Origin of the sequence: Mesosutterella porci (genome assembly GCF_022134585.1) — a bacterium.
Lineage (GTDB): Bacteria > Pseudomonadota > Gammaproteobacteria > Burkholderiales > Burkholderiaceae_F > Mesosutterella > Mesosutterella porci.
Map to the genome: position 1 here is coordinate 1 of NZ_JAKNCT010000013.1, position 19,274 is coordinate 19,274.

Consider the following 19,274-nt stretch of genomic DNA (forward strand, 5'->3'; position numbering starts at 1 on the left):
GAATTTCTGCAGGAGCCGTTCGTGACTGGTCCATTTTTATTCAGAATGGATTTTTCGACTGGGTCAGCAGACCCAACGTAGGTTTTCGAAAAGAACTGCTTCAACGAGCCGTTTGTTATTGGCTGAAGGACGCGGGTCGGAATGCCTCTTTTGCAGAGTCGCGGCCCCGCGCCTGGCTTCTTTCCCTTCGGACGGAATTTAGGCCTTTTTCCTTATTTCTTTTGTTCTAAAGACTATTTCCTTCTTCTTGTCCAGGCGAAAGGTAGCCAATTTAGGGCATGATGCCTGCAATTCGAAATCAAATCTCTAAAATATATACAATTAGTTTTTAAAAAATTTCTTGTTGCTCTCATTCGAGTGTTTTTTTAGGAAGAGTGTCATGCAGACGCTTGCTCGTATCAGTCTGTTTTTTAATAAGACCTTTGCGCTTTGGGTTGTGCTCGTGGGCGCACTGGCCTATTTTTTCCCCTCAACATTCAAGCCTCTCGGCGGCTATATCGCGTACCTGCTCGGCGTCGTGATGTTCGGCATGGGCCTGACCCTCACGACCTCTGATTTCCGCGAAGTGGTCAGGCAGCCCCGCGATGTTCTGATCGGCATCGTCTCCCAGTTCGTCGTGATGCCGCTCATCGCCTATGTCCTCTGCATCGTCATGAACCTTCCGCCTGAAATCGCCGTCGGCGTGATTCTGGTCGGCTGCTGCCCCGGCGGCACGTCCTCGAACGTGATGACCTTCCTCGCCCGCGGCGACCTTCCGCTTTCCGTCACCATTACTGCCTGCACCACGCTGCTCGCTCCGGTGGTCACGCCGTTCCTCATCTGGCTGTTTGCCAAGCAGTGGATTCAGATCGACCCCTATGCGATGTTCCTCTCGATCGTCAAGATCGTGCTCCTTCCGATCGCCCTCGGCGTCCTGCTGCACTCGCTCTTCGGCGAGAAAGTTGAGAACGTGGCCGCGGTCATGCCGCTCGTGTCAGTGACTGCCATCGCCCTCATTGTGGCCGCCGTGGTGGCCGCTACCGCGAACAAGCTGCTCGCCGTCGGACCGCTCGTCTTCCTCGTCGTGGTTCTGCACAACGGCTTCGGCTATCTGTTCGGCTACATTGTGGCCAAGCTCACGGGAATGTCGCTGGCCAAGCGCAAGTGCCTGTCCATCGAGGTCGGCATGCAGAACTCGGGTCTGGGCGTCGCGCTTGCCACCACGCACTTTGCTTCCATGCCGATGGCTGCCGTTCCGTCCGCCGTGTTCTCCTTCTGGCACAACATTTCCGGCCCGATCGTCGCGACCCTGTACCACTCCTGGCATGAGGCCGGAGAGAAGGAAACCTTCATCGACAAGATTGAAAAGAAGACCGGCCGCTGATCCTTCGGAACTGCTGGCCTGAACGAAAGAGCCGGACCTTGAGGTCCGGTTCTTTTTATCAGAGGCTGCATCTGAGCGCGGCCTGCGGCCTCAGCCCAGGTTTCTTCTGATCAGTCCCACGGCCTCTCCGATCAGATGCCGGCGCGCGGACTCCGGGCATTCCAGTTCGCCGAACCCGGGGGCATCAGCCGCAAAGAGCATTCGGCCGCCGTCTTTTCTGACGCGCCGCAGCATCGCCTTTCCGCCAAAGCGCACCAGCGCGATCCTGCCCTCGGGCGGCCACTGCGTCGTGCGGCGGATGGCCACCCAGTCGCCCGGCCTGATTCCAGACCTTTCCATGGATTCGTCCGGAGCGCTGTAGAGCCCGTCGGCGCGGGGAGTGAAAACGTCCGGGGAGATTTTCACCCAGGCCGTAGCCTCTGCCTCTCCGGAGGCCGTTCCAAAGAGATCGACCGGAAGCGCCGCGTCGGAAGCGCGGAAGCGCAGCGCGGGCTCCAGCAGCAAAACGCCCCTCGCTTTTCCGGGCACCAGCCTGATCAGTCCTTTGCGGGCGAGCGCGCGCAGGTGCTGCTCCGCCGCGTTGGCCGACGAAAAGCCGAATCTGCCTGCGATTTCCGCCCGGGTGGGGGCGGAGCCGTTTTCCGAGACGTAATCGCGGATGAATTTCAAAATGCCGAACTGTTTCGGCGTGAGCCTGCGCGGCCGGCCGGCGCTTTCCGCCATAGTCGAGTTCCCTCAAGCGGCCTCGCCCCGCTGCTGTGCCCAAGCCGCCGGAGGCCGCATGTTAAACTTCCTTCCCGTTGATTGGAGGTATTGTAGGTGCAATCCGGACTTGACCTCGGGGTAAATTCAGCCGATGAGGGCATTAACGATCCCGTCCTCGTCATCGAGGGGGCGCTCCTTACCGCCGGCCGCCCTCTGAAGGTTAATGACCTGGGCCGGCTTTTTGCACGGGCCTGGCCGCGAAAGCAGATTCTCCAGTGGCTCTCGCAGCTTCAGAGCAAATGGGAGGGCTCGGCCGTGCGGCTGGAGGAAACTGCGGGCGGCTGGCGCTTCGTCGGAAGCCGCGTTCTGCAGCCTTATCTTGACCGGCTTTCCGAAGAAAAGCCCCCGCGCTACTCGCGCAGCTTCATGGAGACGCTTGCCATCATCGCGTACCGCCAGCCGGTGACCCGCGGCGACATCGAGGACATTCGCGGCGTGAGCGTGAACAGCAATGTCATGAAGCAGCTCCAGGACCGGGGCTGGATCGAGTGCGTGGGTCATCGCGAAACACCCGGCCGTCCGGCGCTCTGGGCGACGACCCGGCGCTTCCTGCAGGATTTTTCGCTGAAGTCGCTTTCGGGACTGCCGCCGCTTGATGCGGAGGACAGCCCGCAGCCGCCGGAGAGCTCCGTCCAGCGCGGCACGCCCGGACAGCAGGGGGAGTTCCCGGATATCATCGGACGGCAGCCGGAGCGCTAGCGGCTTTTCTTCCGATGAGAAGCCGCGCTCATCGATAAGGGGGTACCAGCCATGGACAATGAGGTAAAGGAAGAGCTTGACAACCTGAAGGCGAAATGCCGCGAGGGCTCCGAGAAGCTGCAGAAAGTCCTCGCTGACGCCGGCCTTGGCTCGCGCCGCAGCATGGAGGCGGTCATCGCCGGGGGCCGCGTCAGGGTGAACGGGAAGACGGCCCGCCTCGGGCAGCGCGTGATGCCCGGAGACCGCATCGAGCTTGACGGACAGCCGGTCGCGCGGCCGGCCCTCAAGGACCGGGTGCCGAGGGTGCTGCTCTACAACAAGCCCATGGGTGAAATCGTCTCCATGAAGGACCCTCAGGGGCGGCGTTCCGTCTTTGAGAGCCTGCCGGCTGCCAGGGAGGGAAGATGGATCTCAGTGGGCCGGCTTGACTTCAACACCGAGGGGCTCCTGATTTTCACGACCAGCGGCGAGCTCGCCAACCTCCTCATGCACCCGCGGTACGCCATTGAAAGGGAGTATCTCGCGAGGGTTTCGGGAGCGCTTTCCGACGAGCAGGGGCAGCGGCTCGTCGACGGGGTGCAGCTCGAGGACGGCCCGGCTCACTTCTCGCACATCTCGGACCAGGGAGGCACCGGCGTCAACCACTGGTATCTTGTGCGGCTCTCGGAGGGACGCAACCGGGAAGTGCGCCGAATGTTCGAGGCGGTGGGCCTCACGGTGAGCCGCCTGATCCGGGTTCGGTTCGGAGAGGTCGATCTGCCCCGCGGCCTACACCGCGGCCAGTTCGCCGAAATGAATCCCGAGTGGATCCAGAAATGGATCCTGAGCCTGCGCTCCCGCGAGGCGAAGGCGCCGGAGCGGGGAGAATTTACCCGCGGACATGCCGCCGGACGACGCGAAACGGCCCGCACCGGCGCTGCCGCGAAGCGCCGTCTGCCTTCTGCGCATCCGGCTGCGGGATCTTCCCGCGGCCGCTCGGGCGGACACGGCGGCCGGATGGGCGGCGGCAGCCGCCCCTGAAGTTTCCCGCCCCGTCTGCGGATTTATTCCAATGATTGAAAATAAATGGCTTTTTAGCTAGTAAAGAGGGGAAAAACAGGATATAATCCGTGCGTCTTTAAATCGCAGGGCTCCATGGGTTTCGGTAGCTCTGCGTCTCGATTTCATGTTCCCCGCCTGACGGAGCGTCGGTTGCGCCGGCTGTGGCGGGGGATGTCGCTGGATCGGAGTTCTTCCGGGAAGGCTACGGAAATGGGCGTTGGGCCCATTTTTTTTTGGATATTTTCTGAAACGGGCTTCTGCAGGGCCCGTTCTGGAGACAACGCATTTTCATGACAGCCAAGACTTTGGATTTGTCCGCTCTGGTCGAACAGACGCTCGAGGGCATGGGCTTTGAGCTCGTCGGCTTCGACCGTCTGCCGGGCTCTCAGCTCCGGGTGACGATTGACAGCAGCCGCGAGGGCGGGGTGACGGTCGACGACTGCGAGGCCGTCAGCAATCAGCTCACGGCTCTCTTTACTGTCGAAAACGTCGACTATGAGAGGCTCGAGGTCTCGAGCCCCGGCGTGGAAAGGCCCCTGAGGCGCGCCCGCGACTGGGCGCGCTTCGCAGGCTCCCAGGCGCATGTGGAGCTGTATGCGCCGCTGCATGCGGAGGGCTTCCCCGAGGCGGGCAGGAGAAAGCTTGACGGAAAGATCCTTTCCCTCGAAGGCGAGCCGGGCAGCGAGATCGTCCGGTTCGAATTCACGGGCACCAGGCCTGTGCGGACGCCCTCCCAGGCCTTCCGCGAAAGGAACGCGGCCCGCAGAAGCGGCAAGCCGGCCGGCGAGGCGGTGAGCATCCCGGTGGAGTTCCCGCTGTCCGAAGTTGAACACGCACATTTGATAGCTGAATTAGATTTTAAAGGTGGACGTAAATGAGTAAAGAGATGAACGGCAGGGACCTGCTGGATATGGTCGAGGTTCTGGCGCACGAAAAGAGCGTGCCCCTCGACGTTGTGTTTGGCGTTGTCGAGTCCGCCCTGGCCACAGCGATCAAGCGCTCGACCTTCCCCGGCGAGGACGCCGACATTCAGGTTCACATCGACCGGGAAACCGGAGAGTATTCCGTGCAGCGCCGCTGGGTCGTCGTGCCTGACGAACAGGGCCTGCAGGAGCCGGACCGCGAGGAGATGTTCAGCGACATCCATGACGAATATCCCGACCTCAAGGTGGGAGACTACATCACCCATCCGGTTGTTCCGGAGCATGCCGACGCCCGCCGCTTCGCCCAGGACGCGAAGCAGGTGATCCTGCAGCGCCTTCGCGACGCCGAACGCGCCCAGATCCTGCAGGAATTCCTCGACCGCGGCGACTCCGTGGTGAGCGGGCAGGTCAAGCGCATGGACAAGGGCGACGCGATCGTAGAGATCGGCCGCCTCGACGCCCGCCTTCCCCGCGACCAGATGATCCCGCGCGAGAACATTCACCCGGGAGACCGCGTGAGGGCCTACTTCCTGAAGGTTGAGGACAGCCAGCGCGGCAAGCAGGTGATCCTTTCGAGGACCTCGCCCGAATTCCTGAAGAAGCTCTTCGAGCTGGAAGTCCCTGAAATAGAGGAAGGCCTTCTGGAGATCAAGAGTGTGGCGCGCGACCCCGGCCTTCGCTCGAAGGTGGCCGTCTATGCGCACGACAAGCGCATCGATCCGATCGGCACCTGCGTGGGCATCCACGGCAGCCGGGTCAACGCCGTGACGGCGGAGCTCTCCAACGAGCACATCGACATCGTCCTCTGGAACGAGGACCCGGCTCTGTTCGTCCTCGAGGCCCTGAAGCCCGCGGAAGTTCAGTCCATCGTCCTGAACGAGGATGACAAGAGCGCCGACGTCGTGGTGCCGGAGGAAAAGCTCGCCGTTGCCATCGGCAGCCGCGGCCAGAATGTCCGACTCGCCTCGGAGCTGACGGGCTGGCAGATCAACATCATGACCGCTGACGAGGCCGACGAAAAGCACAAGAAGGAAACCGCCGCGAGCCGCAAGGAATTCATCGAGCAGCTGGGGCTGGATGAGGATGCGGCCGACGTGCTGATTGACGCCGGGCTCGCCTCCATCGAGGACGTGGCCTACATCCCTGAGAAGGAACTGCTCGAGATCGGCGCATTCGACGAGGATACGGTCAAGGAGCTGCGCTCGCGCGCGAGATCCGTTCTGACCCGCCGCGCGATCAAGCGCGAGGAGAACCTGCGCCAGGCGGACAAGAAGCTGCTCGAGCTGCCCGGCATCGACGGCGACACCGTGAGCCTGCTGGTGGGCAGCGGCATCAAGACGGTTGAGGATCTGGCGGATCTGGCGACCGATGAGCTGGTTGAAAAGACCGGCATGGACGAAAAAGCGGCGGCTGACCTGATTATCGCGGCCCGTGCGGTTGTGTATCCCTAGGCTGAAGCGGAATTCGAGAGGTAAAGAGATCTATGGCGAATAAAACAGTTTTCGAATTTGCCCAGGAATTGAAGGTTGCGGCCAAGACGCTGCTCGAACAGCTGAAGGCGGCCGGCGTGCACAAGAATTCCGAGTCTGACGAGCTTTCCGAGGGAGACAAAACGCGTCTGCTCGAGTCGCTGAGGCTTGAGCGCCACAAGGAGGACGAAGGCGAGGCGCCCCGCAGGACGCTGCGCCGGATTACGGTGACCCGCAAGGAAAAGTCCGTGATCAAGAAGGCGGATGCCACGGGCCGGACCCGTACGGTCCAGGTCGAGGTCCGCCGCCGTCGCGTGTTCGTGAAGAATCCCGCCGCCGAGGCCGCCCAGAGGGCTGAGCTTGAAAAGGCGCTGGCCGAGAAAGAGGCTGCGGAGAAGGCGGAGGCTGCCGCCCGCGAGGCGGAGGCCAAGGCTGAGGCTGAGCGCGCTGCCGCAGCGAAGGCGGAGGCCGACAGGCTTGCCCGCGAGGCCGCCGAGGCCGAAGAGAAGGCTCGCGCCGAGGCGGAGTCCGCCAGGGCTAAGACCGCTGAGGAAGCGAAGAAAAACGCTGCGGAAAAAGAGCGCCAGATGAAGGAGCAGAAGGTGCAGAAGCAGGCCGCCCGCGCCCGCAGAGCCGCCGAAGAGCGCGCCCGAATCGAGCGCGATGCGGCTGCCATGAGGGCTTCCCGCGAAATGGCCGCCCGGGCTGCCGCGAAGAAGAAGGAAGAGTCTCCGGAAGAGATCGCTCGCCGCGAGGCTGAACGCGCCAAGGCTGCGGCTGAGGCTGCGGCCCGCGCCGCCCAAAAGGCCAAGGAAGATGCCGAGGCGGCCAAGCGCCGCGCCGAGGCCCGCGCCAAGGCCGAAGCGGAAGCCCGCGCGATTCGCGAAATGCTCAATCGCCCGCGCAATGTCCAGAAGCCGAAGCCCGAGGAGCCTGAAAAGAAGGCCGAGGCCGCGGCTGCGGCCAAGCCGAAGGCGGCCAAGAAGGACGAACCCAAGCGCCCGGCGCATCTGCGCCCGGCCGCCGCCCCGAAGAATGCGGGCGAAGGCGCGTCGCGCACCAAGAAGGGCCGCCGCGGCGGACGCCGCGATGAGGAGGAGCATCACCGTACGATCAAGACCCGCGGAGTGATCGATGAGAATCCGAACGGATGGCGCACCGCCCGCGGCCGCCGCTCGCAGGATTCCCGCCGCAATGCGGAGCCGGCTCCTGCGCCTGTGGAGCCCGTGGTCCGCGAGGTCGAGGTCCCGGAGACGATTTCGGTGGCCGATCTGGCCAAGAAGATGGCCGTCAAGGCGACCGAGGTCATCAAGCAGCTGATGAAGGACGGTCAGATGGTGACCATCAACCAGATGCTGGATCAGGACACGGCCATGATCGTGGTTGAGGAAATGGGCCACAAGGCCATCCAGGCCAAGGCGGACGATCCGGAAGCCTTCCTGGGAGAAATCGGCGAGACCAACCAGGTCGAGCCGACGCCGCGCCCGCCTGTCGTGACCATCATGGGCCACGTCGACCACGGCAAGACCTCCCTGCTCGATTACATCCGGCGCACGAAGGTCGCCGCGGGCGAGGCCGGCGGAATCACTCAGCACATCGGCGCCTACCATGTGAAGACGCCGCGCGGCATCATCACGTTCCTCGACACCCCGGGGCACGAGGCCTTTACAGCCATGCGCGCCCGCGGCGCCCAGGTCACCGACATCGTGATTCTGGTCGTGGCCGCCGACGACGGCGTGATGCCTCAGACCAAGGAGGCCATTGCGCACGCCCGTTCGGCCAACGTGCCGATCGTGGTCGCCATCAACAAGTGCGACAAGCCCGACGCCCACCCCGAAGTGGTCAAGCAGGAGCTGGTGCAGGCCGGCGTGATCCCCGAGGAGTACGGCGGCGACTCGCCTTTCGTTCTCGTTTCGGCGAAGACGGGCCAGGGAGTCGACGAGCTGCTTGAAAACGTGCTGCTGCAGGCCGAGGTGCTCGAGCTCAAGGCTCCTGCCGAAGGCCTTGCGAAGGGCTTCGTGCTCGAGTCCCGCCTGGACAAGGGCCGCGGCCCGGTGGCCTCCGTGCTGGTGCAGTCCGGAAAGCTGCAGCGCGGCGACATCGTGCTGGCCGGAGCCCAGTTCGGACGCGTTCGCGCCATGATCGGTGAAAACGGCAAGGCGCTGAAGGAAGCCGGCCCCTCGATTCCTGTGGAAATCCAGGGCCTGTCGGGCATTCCTCAGGCGGGCGACGAGTTCTTCGTGCTGCCCGATGAGAAGAAGGCCCGCGAGATCGCTCTCTTCCGCCAGGGCAAGTACCGCGATGTGAAGCTGGCCCGCGCACAGGCGGCCAACCTGCAGAACATCTTCAAGAACAGCGACGGCAAGCAGAAGACCCTGCCGCTTATCATCAAGGCGGACCTGCAGGGCTCGCAGGAAGCGCTGGTTCAGTCGCTCAACAAGCTGTCCACCGATGAGGTGCGCGTGCAGGTGGTCCACTCTGCGGTGGGCGGCATTACAGAGACGGACGTCAACCTCGCCATCGCCGCGGGGGCCGTGATCGTCGGCTTCAACGTGCGTGCCGACGCCGGCGCCCGCAAGCTCGCGGAGCACGAGGGCGTGGACATCCGCTACTACGACATCATTTACGATGCCGTCAACGAGATCAAGGCCGCCATGAGCGGTATGCTCGCCCCTGTGAAGAAGGAGACGAACCTTGGTCTGGCGGAGATCCGTCAGGTCATTCATGTGCCGAAGGTGGGTAACATTGCGGGCTGCCGCGTCACGGAAGGCGTGGTCCGCAGGAGCGCGAGCGTGCGGCTGCTGCGCGACAACGTGGTGGTCTGGACCGGAGAGCTTGCCTCCCTCAAGCATTTCAAGGACGACGTCCGCGAGGTTTCAGCCGGACAGGAATGCGGCATATCGCTCAAGGGCTACGATGACATCAAGGCCGGAGACCAGCTGGAAGTGTTCGAAGTGACGGAAGTCGCCCGGACGCTGTAAGAAAGGGGCGCAGGAAAGCCGCCCGGGTCCGCCCCGAAGGGCGGGTTAGCCGGCGGCTTTCCGATTCCTTTAAGAACAAGGGGAAAAATCAAGTGAGAAAGGCAAAACCTGGACGCTCGACTCGCATAGCCGATCAGATCGCCCGTGACATCGCCGAGCTGATCCCGAAGGAAGTGCGGGATCCCCGCGTGGGCTTCGTTACCGTGACGGGCTGCGAGATCACGCCGGACTATGCTCACGCGACCCTTTACTTTACGGTGATGGGCGCGGATGTGGACGAGTGCACGGCGGGCCTGAACGCGGCGGCCGGAATGCTTCGCAGCCTGATTTTCAAGAAGCTGAGAATCCATACGGTCCCCACGCTGCACTTCGTTCACGATGACAGCGTGGACCGCGGCTTTGAGATGGACCGGCTGATCGCCAGGGCCGTTGAGAAGACGGGAGAGTAAGGTGCCAAGAGCTCATCGGGGAGGGAAAGTGAACGGGGTGTTGCTTCTGCGCAAGCCCGGCGGCGTGAGTTCAAACCACGCGCTGCAGGGGGCCAGAAGGCTGCTCAACGCCGCCAAGGCGGGGCACTGCGGAACGCTCGATCCCCTGGCGACGGGCCTGCTCCCGATAGCCTTCGGCGAAGCGACGAAGTTTTCCTCCGACCTGCTCGACGCGGACAAGGCCTATGAGGCCGAAGCCCGTCTCGGGGAGGTGACGGACACGGGCGACGTCACCGGAGCCGTTCTCGAGCGCCATGCGGTGAACGTCGGCCTGGAAGCGATGCGGCAGGCCGCCAGCCGGCTGACCGGGGACATCAAGCAGGTGCCGCCGATGTACTCGGCGCTCAAGCGCGACGGCGTGGCCCTTTATCGCCTGGCCCGCGAGGGCAAGACCGTGGAGCGCGAGCCGCGCAGCGTCCGTATTTACAGCTTCCGCGTCGTTTCCGAAGAAAACGGGCTGGTGAAGCTGCACTGCGAGGTCTCGAAGGGCACGTACATCCGCACCCTGATCGAGGACTGGGGCCGGATTCTGGGATGCGGAGCCACCATGGCAGCTTTGTGCCGCACCCGCGTGGGCAGCCTCAGGCTGGACGACGCGGTCACGCTCGAGGAGCTTGAAAAGCTCCCTGGCCCCCGGGAGCGGGCGGCGATGCTGCGCCCTCCAGACGCCCTGATTCAGGCGCTTGAGCCGGTAGAGCTCAGCGCAGAGGATGAGCTCAGGCTTAAAAACGGACAGCGGCTCGCACTGCACCTCCCGAACAGGGGCCGCGTCAGGGTTTACGGCCCGGGCAGCAGACTGCTGGGAACCGCGCTGGTCAATGAGCGCGGGGTCCTGGCTCCGGAAAGATTAATAGCAACAAATTAGAGAAAGAGACAGAACAAATGACACGAGCTATTCGCAATATCGCCATTATTGCCCACGTCGACCACGGCAAAACCACGATGGTTGACGCCCTGCTGAAGACAGCGGGCACCTTCCGCGCCAACCAGGCGGTTGAAGAGCGTGTGATGGACAGCAACGCGATTGAAAAGGAAAGAGGCATCACCATTCTCGCCAAGAACTGCGCGGTGGAATGGAAGGGCGTGCACATCAACATCATCGACACCCCGGGGCACGCGGACTTCGGCGGCGAGGTGGAGCGCGTGCTGTCCATGGTCGACGGCGTGCTTCTGCTGGTCGATGCGGTGGACGGCCCGATGCCCCAGACCCGCTTCGTGACCCGCAAGGCGCTTGCCCAGGGCCTGAAGCCGATCGTCGTCATCAACAAGATCGACCGCCCGGGCGCTCGCCCCGACTGGGTCGTCAACCAGACCTTCGAGCTTTTCGACAAGCTGGGCGCCACCGAGGACCAGCTCGACTTCCCCGTGATTTATGCCTCTGCCCTTAACGGCTACGCCGGCGAGACGGAGGATGTCGAGGAGCTCAAGAAGATCGGAAACATGAACGCCATTCTCGACACCGTGCTCGAGAAGGTGCCTGTCCGCGAGGACGACCCCGACGGGAACCTGATTCTTCAGATCTGCTCGCTCGACTACTCCAGCTATGTGGGCAAAATCGGCATCGGCCGCGTTCACCGCGGCACGCTGCACGCCGGCCAGGCCGTGTGCTTCATGGACGGCCCGGACGACACCCCCAAGCACGGCAAGATCAACCAGATTCTGCAGTTTGAGGGCCTCGCCCGCAAGGAGACTCCGTCGGCTCAGGCCGGCGACATCGTGCTCGTGACCGGCATCGAGGACCTGAACATCGGCACGACCATCACCAGCGTCGATCACCCCGAGGCGCTTCCGATGCTGCACGTCGATGAGCCGACCCTGAAGATGGAGTTCATGGTGAATACCTCGCCGCTGGCCGGCAAGGAAGGCAAGTTCGTGACGAGCCGCCAGATCCGCGAGCGCCTCGCCCGGGAGCTCAAGTCGAACGTCGCCATGCGGGTCGAGCCGACCAAGGACGAGAAGGTCTTCATGGTGGCCGGCCGCGGCGAGCTGCACCTCACGGTTCTGCTTGAAAACATGCGCCGCGAGGGCTTTGAGGTCGCGGTCTCGAGGCCGCGCGTCATTCTCAAGGAAGAAAACGGCAAGAAGCTCGAGCCCTATGAGCTCCTCACGGTCGACGTCGAGGAGGAAAACCAGGGTGCCGTGATGGAGGAGCTCGGGCGCCGCAAGGGCGAGCTCACCGACATGGAGCCTGACGGCAAGGGCCGCGTGAGGCTGGAGTATCGCATCCCCGCTCGCGGGCTCATCGGCTTCCAGAGCCTTTTCATGACCATGTGCCGCGGCACGGGCGTCATGAGCCATGTGTTCGACAGCTATGACGTCATCAAGCCCGGCAGCGTGGGCGAGCGCCGCTCCGGCGCCATCATTTCCGGCGAAGACGGCAACGCTGTGGCTTATGCGCTCTGGTACATTCAGGAGCGCGGCCGACTGTTCGTCAACCCCGGCGACCCGGTTTACGAGGGCATGATCATCGGCGAGCACTCCCGCGAAAACGACATCGTGGTGAATGCGATCCGCACGAAGCATCTGACGAACGTCCGCGCTTCGGGCTCCGACGAGGCGATCCGCCTTGTGCCGCCCACGCAGCTCACGCTGGAGAGCGCCGTCGAGTTCATCAACGATGACGAGCTTGTGGAGATCACTCCGAAGTCCATCCGCCTGCGCAAGCGCTATCTGAAGGAGTACGAGCGCAAGCGCGCCGCCCGCGCGGCCCAGGCTGAGCTGGGCGACTCCGAGGCCACGGTCGCGAACTGACCGGACGCGGGAGTTCCGGGAAGATGAAGAAGGCTCTCAGCCCCGACAGCTCCTGCCCCTGCGGCAGCGGCCTGAGCTACGGGCGGTGCTGCGGAGCGCTTCACGCGGGGGCACCGGCTCCCGACGCCCGCGCCCTGATGGCGAGCCGCTACAGCGCTTATGCGCTGGGGCTGGAAGTCTACCTGAGGGACACGTGGGCGCCGGAGAAGCGGCCGCAGCGCCTTGATCTCGAAAGCGACGGGATTAAGTGGCTGGGGCTGCGGATCCGCTCTTTCAAGGAAACCGGCGAAGACCGGGCCGAAGTCGAGTACGTCGCCCGCGGCAGAGTCGGCGGGGGCGCGGCCTTCAGGCTTCACGAAAAGGCGCGCTTCGAGCGCCGGCAGGGCCGATGGCTCTACGTCGACGGGGACCTGCTCCCCTAGCCGCCCTGACGGGGCCTGCGCCCCGGCCAGGCGGCTTTAATTTTTTCTTTCCGAATCCAGACGCCGGCGCCGGACTGCCCGGCGCTGACGGGCTGAGGCCCGGCGCTCTGGACCGGCAACCTTCCTTTGCACAAAGATGACCGAAGCGATCAAAGCGGAGTCCTGGCGTTTCTGCGTGGCGCCCATGCTTGACTGGACGGACCGCTGGTGCCGCCATTTCCACAGACTGCTCACCAAGCGCGCGAGGCTTTACACTGAGATGATCGCTGCGCCGGCCCTTCTCTACGGCGACCGCCGCCGGCTGCTCGGCTACGAGCCGGGCGTGAATCCGTGCGCTCTCCAGCTCGGGGGATCGGATCCTCAGCTTCTCGCACGGTGCGCGCGCTGGGGCGAAGAGGCGGGATACGATGAGATCAACCTTAACTGCGGCTGCCCGTCCGAGAAAGTCCAGTCCGGGTCGTTCGGCGCGGTGCTGATGCTCAGGCCCGCCCTTGTGGCCGACTGCGTGAAGGCGATGCAGGACGCCGTGAGCGTCCCTGTCACGGTGAAGCACCGCATCGGCGTCGACCGCAGCGTTTCCTATGAGTTCGTGCGCGATTTTGTCGGCAAGCTCTATGAGGCCGGCGTGCGCGTGTTCATCGTGCACGCGAGGGCCGCCTGGCTGCAGGGGCTTTCCCCGAAGGAAAACCGCGATGTGCCGCCTCTTGACCGCGGGCTTGCCGCGCGGCTCAAGGAGGACTTTCCTCACGCCGTCCTCGTTGTGAACGGCGGCCTGCGGACGCTGGAGGAATGCCGCTCGGAGCTTGAGCGCTTTGACGGCGTGATGGTCGGGCGGGAGGCGTACAACAATCCCTGGCTGCTGTCGAGGGTGGATGAAGTTCTGTGGGGAAGCCGGCCCGAGGGGAAGAGCCGCACGGACGTCATCCGGGAGATGGCGGACTACATAGCGGGCGTGCAGGAGGAAGAGCCGCTTGCGGCCCGGACGGCTGCGAATCACCTGATGGGCATCGCCCAGGGGCTGGCCGGAGCGCGGGCCTGGCGGCGCGAGCTCACCTCGCCCGAATCCTGGCGGCACCTGCGGGCGCGGGAGATCATCCTGAGCGCCTGGCGCCATGTGGCGGATCCGGGGGCTCGTGCCGGAGCCTGAAAAGCGGGCCTTTTGCGCCCGGGTAGTCTTTTGAAGCGGGAGCCCGGCTGGACGCGGCTCCCCCGGCGGGCAGGAAAAAAACGCCCCTCGACGGCGAAGGGCCGGGAGGGGCGGATCTGCCGCAGCTGAAAGAGGTCAGCGCTTCGCGGCCTTCACTGCCGGGGCGGCTTCCGCAATCGCCTTTCTCACGGCGGCGGCCGCCGTGTCGTTGAAGCGGTACTGGAAGTCGGTCACAGGAATGTTGGCGTGGACGTGGTAGCCGGGCACCACCGAGACCGTGTTTCCTTTCTTCATCTCAACAAGGGCCGGGCTCACGGCGTTGCGCGAAAGCTCGAAAATGCCCGTGTCAGGAGCGCGCACCGTCGCCGGGAAGGTCATGGAAAGGCCGCGCGTGCCGTTGAGCGTGACGATCTTGTAAGTTCCCTTGGCCGCAGGCGTATCGGTCGTGCGCTGGCAGAACACGGTGCCGGTCTTCACGTGCATCAGGCTCACCGGGCCGCTGGCCGGAACGCTGCTCTGGCTTGTGACGGGAACCTTTTTGGTGATGACTTTCTTGACTTTCTTGCCGCGCTTGTTCTTCACCCACGTGGTCTGCTTGACTGTCTTGTAGGTCGTGGCCGAACCGGCGGAAAGCGCAAACGAGTCAAAGGAGACGCCATAGGCCTGGTAGCCCGCGCGGGACAGGTAGCTCAGGCAGTAGGGAATGTCCTTGCTGAAGTTGCGCACGAACCCCTCCACGGAGCCCGAGCCGGTGAAGGCGTTGGGATGCAGGACGATGAAGGTGTCCTCCGAGGCGAAAACCTGGGGCATGTAGGCGATCGAGCCCTTGGGGAAGACCGCGGTCGTATAGCGGGCGGTGTCGGTCGGGTAATTCGTGCGGGTGCGCAGGAATTTGTAGACCGGAAGCCCGGAAACGTCAAAGGCCCAGAGCTTGAGGCGCAGCGACAGCGGGGTCGAGCCCGTGACGCCCGTCACCTTCACCGACCCGTCGGATTCCTCCGTGATGTAGGACGGGTTTTCGATGGAGACGGCCTCGCCGTTGCGCACGACCGGCGTGAGGTTCGTGTTCATGGCGAATCCGTGAGGCTTGCCCTTGGTGAAGGATTCCTGAACGGCGTAATGGTTCTGGGCGTCCTTGCCCGTGATGCGGAACGAGGATTCTTCCGTATCGTTGAAATAATAGACGCCCTTGTTTTCAAAGGCCTCGCGGGTGGAAAGCGACTTCAGCGGCCGGGCTCCCTTGATGGAGGGCACGGAAGAGAGCATGAAGCCGTAGGTGCCGTCGGAGAACCGGTCTCCGGTGACGGGGACGGGGGTCTCGGCCGCAGCGGCCGGTGCAGGCTCCTGCTTGGCCGGTGCCGCGGCCTTGGGGGCGCTCTGGCAGCCGCCCAGCAGCAGGGCGCAGGCAGCGGCGGCAGCGACGGCGCTGAGGCGGCTGAATTTCACGGAAAGATTGTTTGCCATTTTTTTACCGGAAAGTTAATGCGGGCCGCAAAGCCAGGGCCCGCCGGATAAAACGCTGGGGTGATTTTAATTATTTTGCGGAGAGCGGGAGGCCGCCGAAGGACGGGAAAAGGCGCAGGAGGGGCGCCGTCCGCATACAGACAAAGCCCCCGGCGCGCATTTCGGAAAAGCGCGCCGGGGGCGTTCCCGGCAGAGCGCGGCGCCGGCCGCAGCCTCGCGGACTGCGGAGGCGGCCGCTCGGAGCCTGTTACTTGAGGGCGTCGAAGACGCGGGCGGTGATTTCCTCGATCGTGCCCAGCCCGGAAATGGAGCGGTACTTCGGCGCGGAGGCGTCGCCCGAGGCGGCCAGGTCGGAATAGAACTTCACGAGGGCCTCGGTCTGTTCGTGGTAGACCTTCAGGCGGTTGCGCACCACTTCTTCCTTGTCGTCATCGCGCTGGATCAGGGGGGCGCCCGTCACGTCGTCCCTGCCCTCGACCTTGGGCGGGTTGTACTTGACGTGATAGGTGCGGCCCGAGGCCGGGTCGATTCTGCGGCCGCTGATGCGGGTGATGATTTCTTCGTCAGGCACGGAGATCTCGAGCACAAAGTCGATCGGGATGCCGGTCTGCCTGAGTGCTTCGGCCTGGGGAATGGTGCGGGGGAAGCCGTCGAGCAGGAAGCCCTTTTCGCAGTCCGGCTTGGCGAGGCGCTCCTTCATGAGGCCCAGGATGATGTCATCGCTGACAAGGCCGCCGGATGCCATCACGGCCTTCGCCTTCAGTCCGAGCGGGGTCCCCGCCTTGACGGCAGCGCGAAGCATGTCACCGGTCGAGATCTGCGGAATCCCGAAATGTTCCTTGATGAATGCAGCCTGGGTTCCCTTTCCCGCTCCGGGGGGCCCGATCAGAATAAGACGCATTTTGCTTGTGTCTCCAGTGTAAAGAAATAAACAAGGCCTATTCTAGCCGCACCGGGCGGGACCCTGAAAGCGCCGCTGTCCGCGGGAGCCGGTCAGGACGGGAGCGAGCCGCGGCGATAGGCTTCGCGCACCCGCTCGAGGTCGGCCTCGGTGTCCACCCCGGGGGGAAGCGCCTCGGGAAGGACCAGCACCGCGATCCGCTCCCCGTTCCAGAGCGCGCGCAGCTGCTCGAGGCTCTCGGCGCTCTCGATCGGCGAGGGCGGCAGCTTCGGATAGCGTTTCAGAAAGCCGGCGCGGTACGCATAGAGGCCGATGTGGTGCAGGGCCGTGAACTGCCCGGGCAGCCGCCCGGGGTCCTTTCGGAACGCGTCGCGCGGCCAGGGCAGCGGCGCGCGGCTGAACGTCATCGCCTCAGACCGGGCGTTGAGCTCGACCTTGACGACGTTGGGGCTCATGAAGTCTTCGATCGAGCCGATCGGGTGCGCGGCCGTGGCCATGGCGCAGCCGGGCTTCGCGGCCAGCAGCGCGGCCACCTTGTCCACTGTCGAAGGCGGGATGAGCGGTTCGTCGCCCTGGATGTTCACGACGATTTCATCATCGCCGAGAGCGAGCTTTTCGCAGACCTCGGCGAGCCGGTCCGTGCCCGTCGGATGGTTCGGGCTGGTGAGAAGCGCCTCGACGCCGCGGCTGCTGCAGGCTTCGAGGATCTCGCTGTGGTCGGTCGCAACGATGATCCTTGCGGCCTGAGTGAGGGAGGCCCGTTCGGCGACCCGCACAACCATGGGGCGGCCTTCGATGTCCGCCAGGGGCTTGCGCGGCAGGCGGGTGGAGTGCATGCGCGTGGGGATGATGATGGTGTAGCTCATGTGTCTGCTTCTGATGCTGGGACGGGGAAAGGACGGAGCGCCTTGCCTCTCAGAGGGGGTCGAGGGGGGCGGCGGTGCGCGCCGCGCGCAGCTTCTCGGCTTCCTCCTCGCTCACTGTCCGGGCGTTGTGCTCGATCATGTCGGGGATGCCGTCCTTCACGCCGTAGGCGAGCCGGCAGGCCGTGCAGACAAGCTCCCCGGCCTTGTTGACCGCGAGCGGCCCCTTGCAGACGGGGCAGACCAGGACTTCAGTGATTTTGGGATCCATGGGGCTTTTCTTCCTTCCTGGGAAAATGCTCTCGAATTTTTCGCTCAATGAGCTCGATCAGGTAGTTTTCGAGGGTGATGTCGTACTGGGCGACCCAAATGCGGGCGTCCGAGCTGATTTCGGGAATCTGGCGGCATTTCACCGCATCTTTTTCCGTGATGAGAATGCAGTCGGCCTGAAGCGCCTTGAAGGGGTTCACGGCGTAGTCGAAGTGATCGCCCAGCTCCAGTGTTTCGGAGCAGACGAAGCCGTGGGCCCGCAGCATTGAGAAAAAGCGCGACGGGGCCGCAATGCCCGCGGCGGCAGCGGTTTTTCTGCCGCGCATCCGCTCGGCGAGCTCGTCGATATCCGCCGTCTCGCCCGTGGCGAGGCTGCGGCAGGAGGCAAGCGACGGGGCGGCGGCGAAGCGCGGCGTGCGCGTGGCGAGCACCTCGCCGGTTGAATTGAGGATGATCGCGTCGACATGGTCCAGCCGCGACGGAGGCTCGCGAAGCGGGCCGGCCGGGAGCACCCACTCGTTGCCGAGCCCCCGGGCTCCGATGACGCAAAGCTCCACGTCCCGGGCGATCCCGTAGTGCTGCAGCCCGTCGTCGGAAATGATGAGATTGACCTCCGGATGGCTTTTCAGGAGAAGCCGCCCGGCCTCGACGCGGTCCTGGCCCACGGCGACGGGTACGAGCGCTTTCCTCGCGATGAGCAGCGGCTCGTCGCCGCTGGAGGCAGCGGTGGTCTCGGGGCTGATCAGCAGCGGAGGGTCTTCCCTGCGGCCATACCCGCGCGAGATCACTCCGGGGCGCCAGCCTCTGGCGGCCATCTGCTTCGCAAGCGCAATCGTGACCGGCGTTTTGCCCGTGCCGCCCACGTAGATGTTGCCTACCACAACCACCGGAACCGGCAGGCGCCTGGGGACGGCGTCGCGGCACCGGCACTGCGTGACGCAGAGAAAGATGAAGGAGAGCGGCGAGAGAAGCCAGGGGATGATCCCTTTTCTGGACCACTGCCGGTGCACCCACGACTCAAGCTTTGCGCGTGCGTTGAGGGCGCGGCTGCGCGGCATTCCCGGTGATGATTCTGAAATACGCGATCGAGGTCGATCAGTGTCCATATCCTGAAATTGGAGCCTCGGCCTTTCCGTTGCTGGAGACGGCGGTGCGGGCTCTTTCGAAGGCCTTCTGAAATGAATGCAATGATACCCGGGATGAAGGTGGAAAGGGGGGTGTGGAAGAAATCGGGGAAAAGCGAGGGAAAGAGGTGCAGACCGTTGATAACAAAGGATAAATTAAGATCTGTGGATAACTGGATAACTTTAAAAGAATAAATTTTTCAATGACTTGCTGAAGCGCTTCGCCCGGCCCGGAGGAGAGGGCGAAGCGCGGCGTGCAGGGGCTGCCCGCGCGTCAGCCCGCGCTCCCGGAGGGGACGAGACAGGTCGCGTGAACGTCATCTCTTTGTTTTTAAACAACAAGCAGGAATTGCTCCGGCGCTGCCCGCTCAAAACCCCCGAAAAGGGCATGGGGAAAAGAAAATCTTTTGAAAACAAAGTGAAGCAGGTCATTCCACTGCTCAGGTGGAAAGCATGTCAGGAAGCTCAAGGATAAGTGGCGTAACCGAATGAAGTGAAAGAGGAATGCCTAAATTGCCTAAAATTTAGGCAATTCAAAATATTTAAATTAATCAACTGGCTGCGCGAAAGAATTTTCCTGGCCGGGAAGGGCGGGAGCCGGCC

The 19,274-nt window shown here is 63.8% G+C and carries 18 protein-coding genes and 1 pseudogene; 13 read left to right on the forward strand and 6 right to left on the reverse strand.

Features of this window, described 5'->3' with window-relative positions:
* Positions 1–230 (forward strand): annotated as a pseudogene (locus MAF45_RS09845) (hypothetical protein); the annotation flags it as partial.
* Between the two features lie 149 nt (positions 231–379).
* Complete coding sequence (locus tag MAF45_RS09850; RefSeq protein WP_237980224.1) at positions 380–1,363, forward strand: bile acid:sodium symporter family protein; 984 nt, start codon at positions 380–382, stop codon at positions 1,361–1,363.
* A gap of 90 nt (positions 1,364–1,453) precedes the next feature.
* On the opposite strand, the gene MAF45_RS09855 is transcribed toward MAF45_RS09850, so the two are convergent.
* Positions 1,454–2,086 (reverse strand): LexA family protein, encoded by a 633-nt coding sequence (locus MAF45_RS09855; protein ID WP_237980226.1) that lies wholly within the window; start codon positions 2,084–2,086, stop codon positions 1,454–1,456.
* Positions 2,087–2,182: 96 nt separating this feature from the next.
* Here MAF45_RS09855 and scpB point away from each other — a divergent pair, with 96 nt between their 5' ends.
* The 10 genes from scpB (at position 2,183) to dusA (ending at position 14,049) form a co-directional block, all read left to right on the forward strand.
* Positions 2,183–2,827, forward strand: coding sequence for an SMC-Scp complex subunit ScpB (gene scpB / locus MAF45_RS09860; RefSeq protein ID WP_237980228.1), 645 nt, complete (start codon positions 2,183–2,185; stop codon positions 2,825–2,827).
* Between the two features lie 51 nt (positions 2,828–2,878).
* Positions 2,879–3,847 carry a 23S rRNA pseudouridine(2605) synthase RluB gene (rluB, locus tag MAF45_RS09865; protein ID WP_237980230.1) on the forward strand — a complete coding sequence of 323 codons (969 nt, stop codon included), beginning with the start codon at positions 2,879–2,881 and terminating at the stop codon, positions 3,845–3,847.
* A 326-nt stretch (positions 3,848–4,173) separates the two neighbouring features.
* Complete coding sequence (rimP, locus tag MAF45_RS09870) at positions 4,174–4,746, forward strand: ribosome maturation factor RimP (protein WP_237980348.1); 573 nt, start codon at positions 4,174–4,176, stop codon at positions 4,744–4,746.
* Complete coding sequence (nusA, locus tag MAF45_RS09875) at positions 4,743–6,242, forward strand: transcription termination factor NusA (RefSeq protein ID WP_370659316.1); 1,500 nt, start codon at positions 4,743–4,745, stop codon at positions 6,240–6,242. Before rimP ends, nusA begins: the two co-directional genes overlap by 4 nt.
* A 32-nt stretch (positions 6,243–6,274) precedes the next feature.
* Positions 6,275–9,241, forward strand: coding sequence for a translation initiation factor IF-2 (gene infB, locus MAF45_RS09880; protein WP_237980232.1), 2,967 nt, complete (start codon positions 6,275–6,277; stop codon positions 9,239–9,241).
* A gap of 92 nt (positions 9,242–9,333) precedes the next feature.
* Positions 9,334–9,690: a 30S ribosome-binding factor RbfA gene (gene rbfA / locus MAF45_RS09885; protein ID WP_237980234.1), complete on the forward strand. Its 357-nt coding sequence runs from the start codon at positions 9,334–9,336 to the stop codon at positions 9,688–9,690.
* Positions 9,691–9,718: 28 nt separating this feature from the next.
* Positions 9,719–10,594, forward strand: coding sequence for a tRNA pseudouridine(55) synthase TruB (truB, locus tag MAF45_RS09890; protein WP_237980236.1), 876 nt, complete (start codon positions 9,719–9,721; stop codon positions 10,592–10,594).
* Positions 10,595–10,611: 17 nt separating this feature from the next.
* Entirely contained in the window at positions 10,612–12,480 is a 1,869-nt protein-coding gene (gene typA, locus MAF45_RS09895) for a translational GTPase TypA (RefSeq protein WP_237980238.1), read from the forward strand.
* Positions 12,481–12,503: 23 nt separating this feature from the next.
* A complete protein-coding gene (locus MAF45_RS09900) occupies positions 12,504–12,902 on the forward strand; it encodes a YchJ family protein (RefSeq protein WP_237980240.1) in 399 nt (132 codons plus the stop codon).
* Positions 12,903–13,038: 136 nt separating this feature from the next.
* The gene (gene dusA, locus MAF45_RS09905; RefSeq protein WP_237980242.1) at positions 13,039–14,049 is read left to right on the forward strand and encodes a tRNA dihydrouridine(20/20a) synthase DusA; all 1,011 of its coding nucleotides are present in this window, start codon (positions 13,039–13,041) and stop codon (positions 14,047–14,049) included.
* A gap of 135 nt (positions 14,050–14,184) precedes the next feature.
* Here the strand turns inward: dusA and MAF45_RS09910 are convergent, their stop codons facing one another.
* The 5 genes from MAF45_RS09910 to lpxK all read right to left on the reverse strand — a co-directional run bounded on the left by MAF45_RS09910 (position 14,185) and on the right by lpxK (position 18,605).
* Positions 14,185–15,513 carry a hypothetical protein gene (locus tag MAF45_RS09910; RefSeq protein WP_237980244.1) on the reverse strand — a complete coding sequence of 443 codons (1,329 nt, stop codon included), beginning with the start codon at positions 15,511–15,513 and terminating at the stop codon, positions 14,185–14,187.
* Between the two features lie 247 nt (positions 15,514–15,760).
* Positions 15,761–16,414 (reverse strand): adenylate kinase, encoded by a 654-nt coding sequence (adk, locus tag MAF45_RS09915; protein ID WP_237980246.1) that lies wholly within the window; start codon positions 16,412–16,414, stop codon positions 15,761–15,763.
* A gap of 92 nt (positions 16,415–16,506) precedes the next feature.
* On the reverse strand, positions 16,507–17,280 hold the full coding sequence (gene kdsB, locus MAF45_RS09920; RefSeq protein WP_237980248.1) for a 3-deoxy-manno-octulosonate cytidylyltransferase: 774 nt from the start codon (positions 17,278–17,280) through the stop codon (positions 16,507–16,509).
* A gap of 49 nt (positions 17,281–17,329) precedes the next feature.
* The gene (locus tag MAF45_RS09925) at positions 17,330–17,548 is read right to left on the reverse strand and encodes a Trm112 family protein (protein ID WP_237980250.1); all 219 of its coding nucleotides are present in this window, start codon (positions 17,546–17,548) and stop codon (positions 17,330–17,332) included.
* The gene (lpxK, locus tag MAF45_RS09930) at positions 17,529–18,605 is read right to left on the reverse strand and encodes a tetraacyldisaccharide 4'-kinase (RefSeq protein WP_237980252.1); all 1,077 of its coding nucleotides are present in this window, start codon (positions 18,603–18,605) and stop codon (positions 17,529–17,531) included. Before lpxK ends, MAF45_RS09925 begins: the two co-directional genes overlap by 20 nt.
* A 376-nt stretch (positions 18,606–18,981) precedes the next feature.
* Here lpxK and MAF45_RS09935 point away from each other — a divergent pair, with 376 nt between their 5' ends.
* Entirely contained in the window at positions 18,982–19,146 is a 165-nt protein-coding gene (locus MAF45_RS09935; RefSeq protein ID WP_237980255.1) for a hypothetical protein, read from the forward strand.
* The last annotated feature ends 128 nt before the right edge of the window (positions 19,147–19,274 follow it).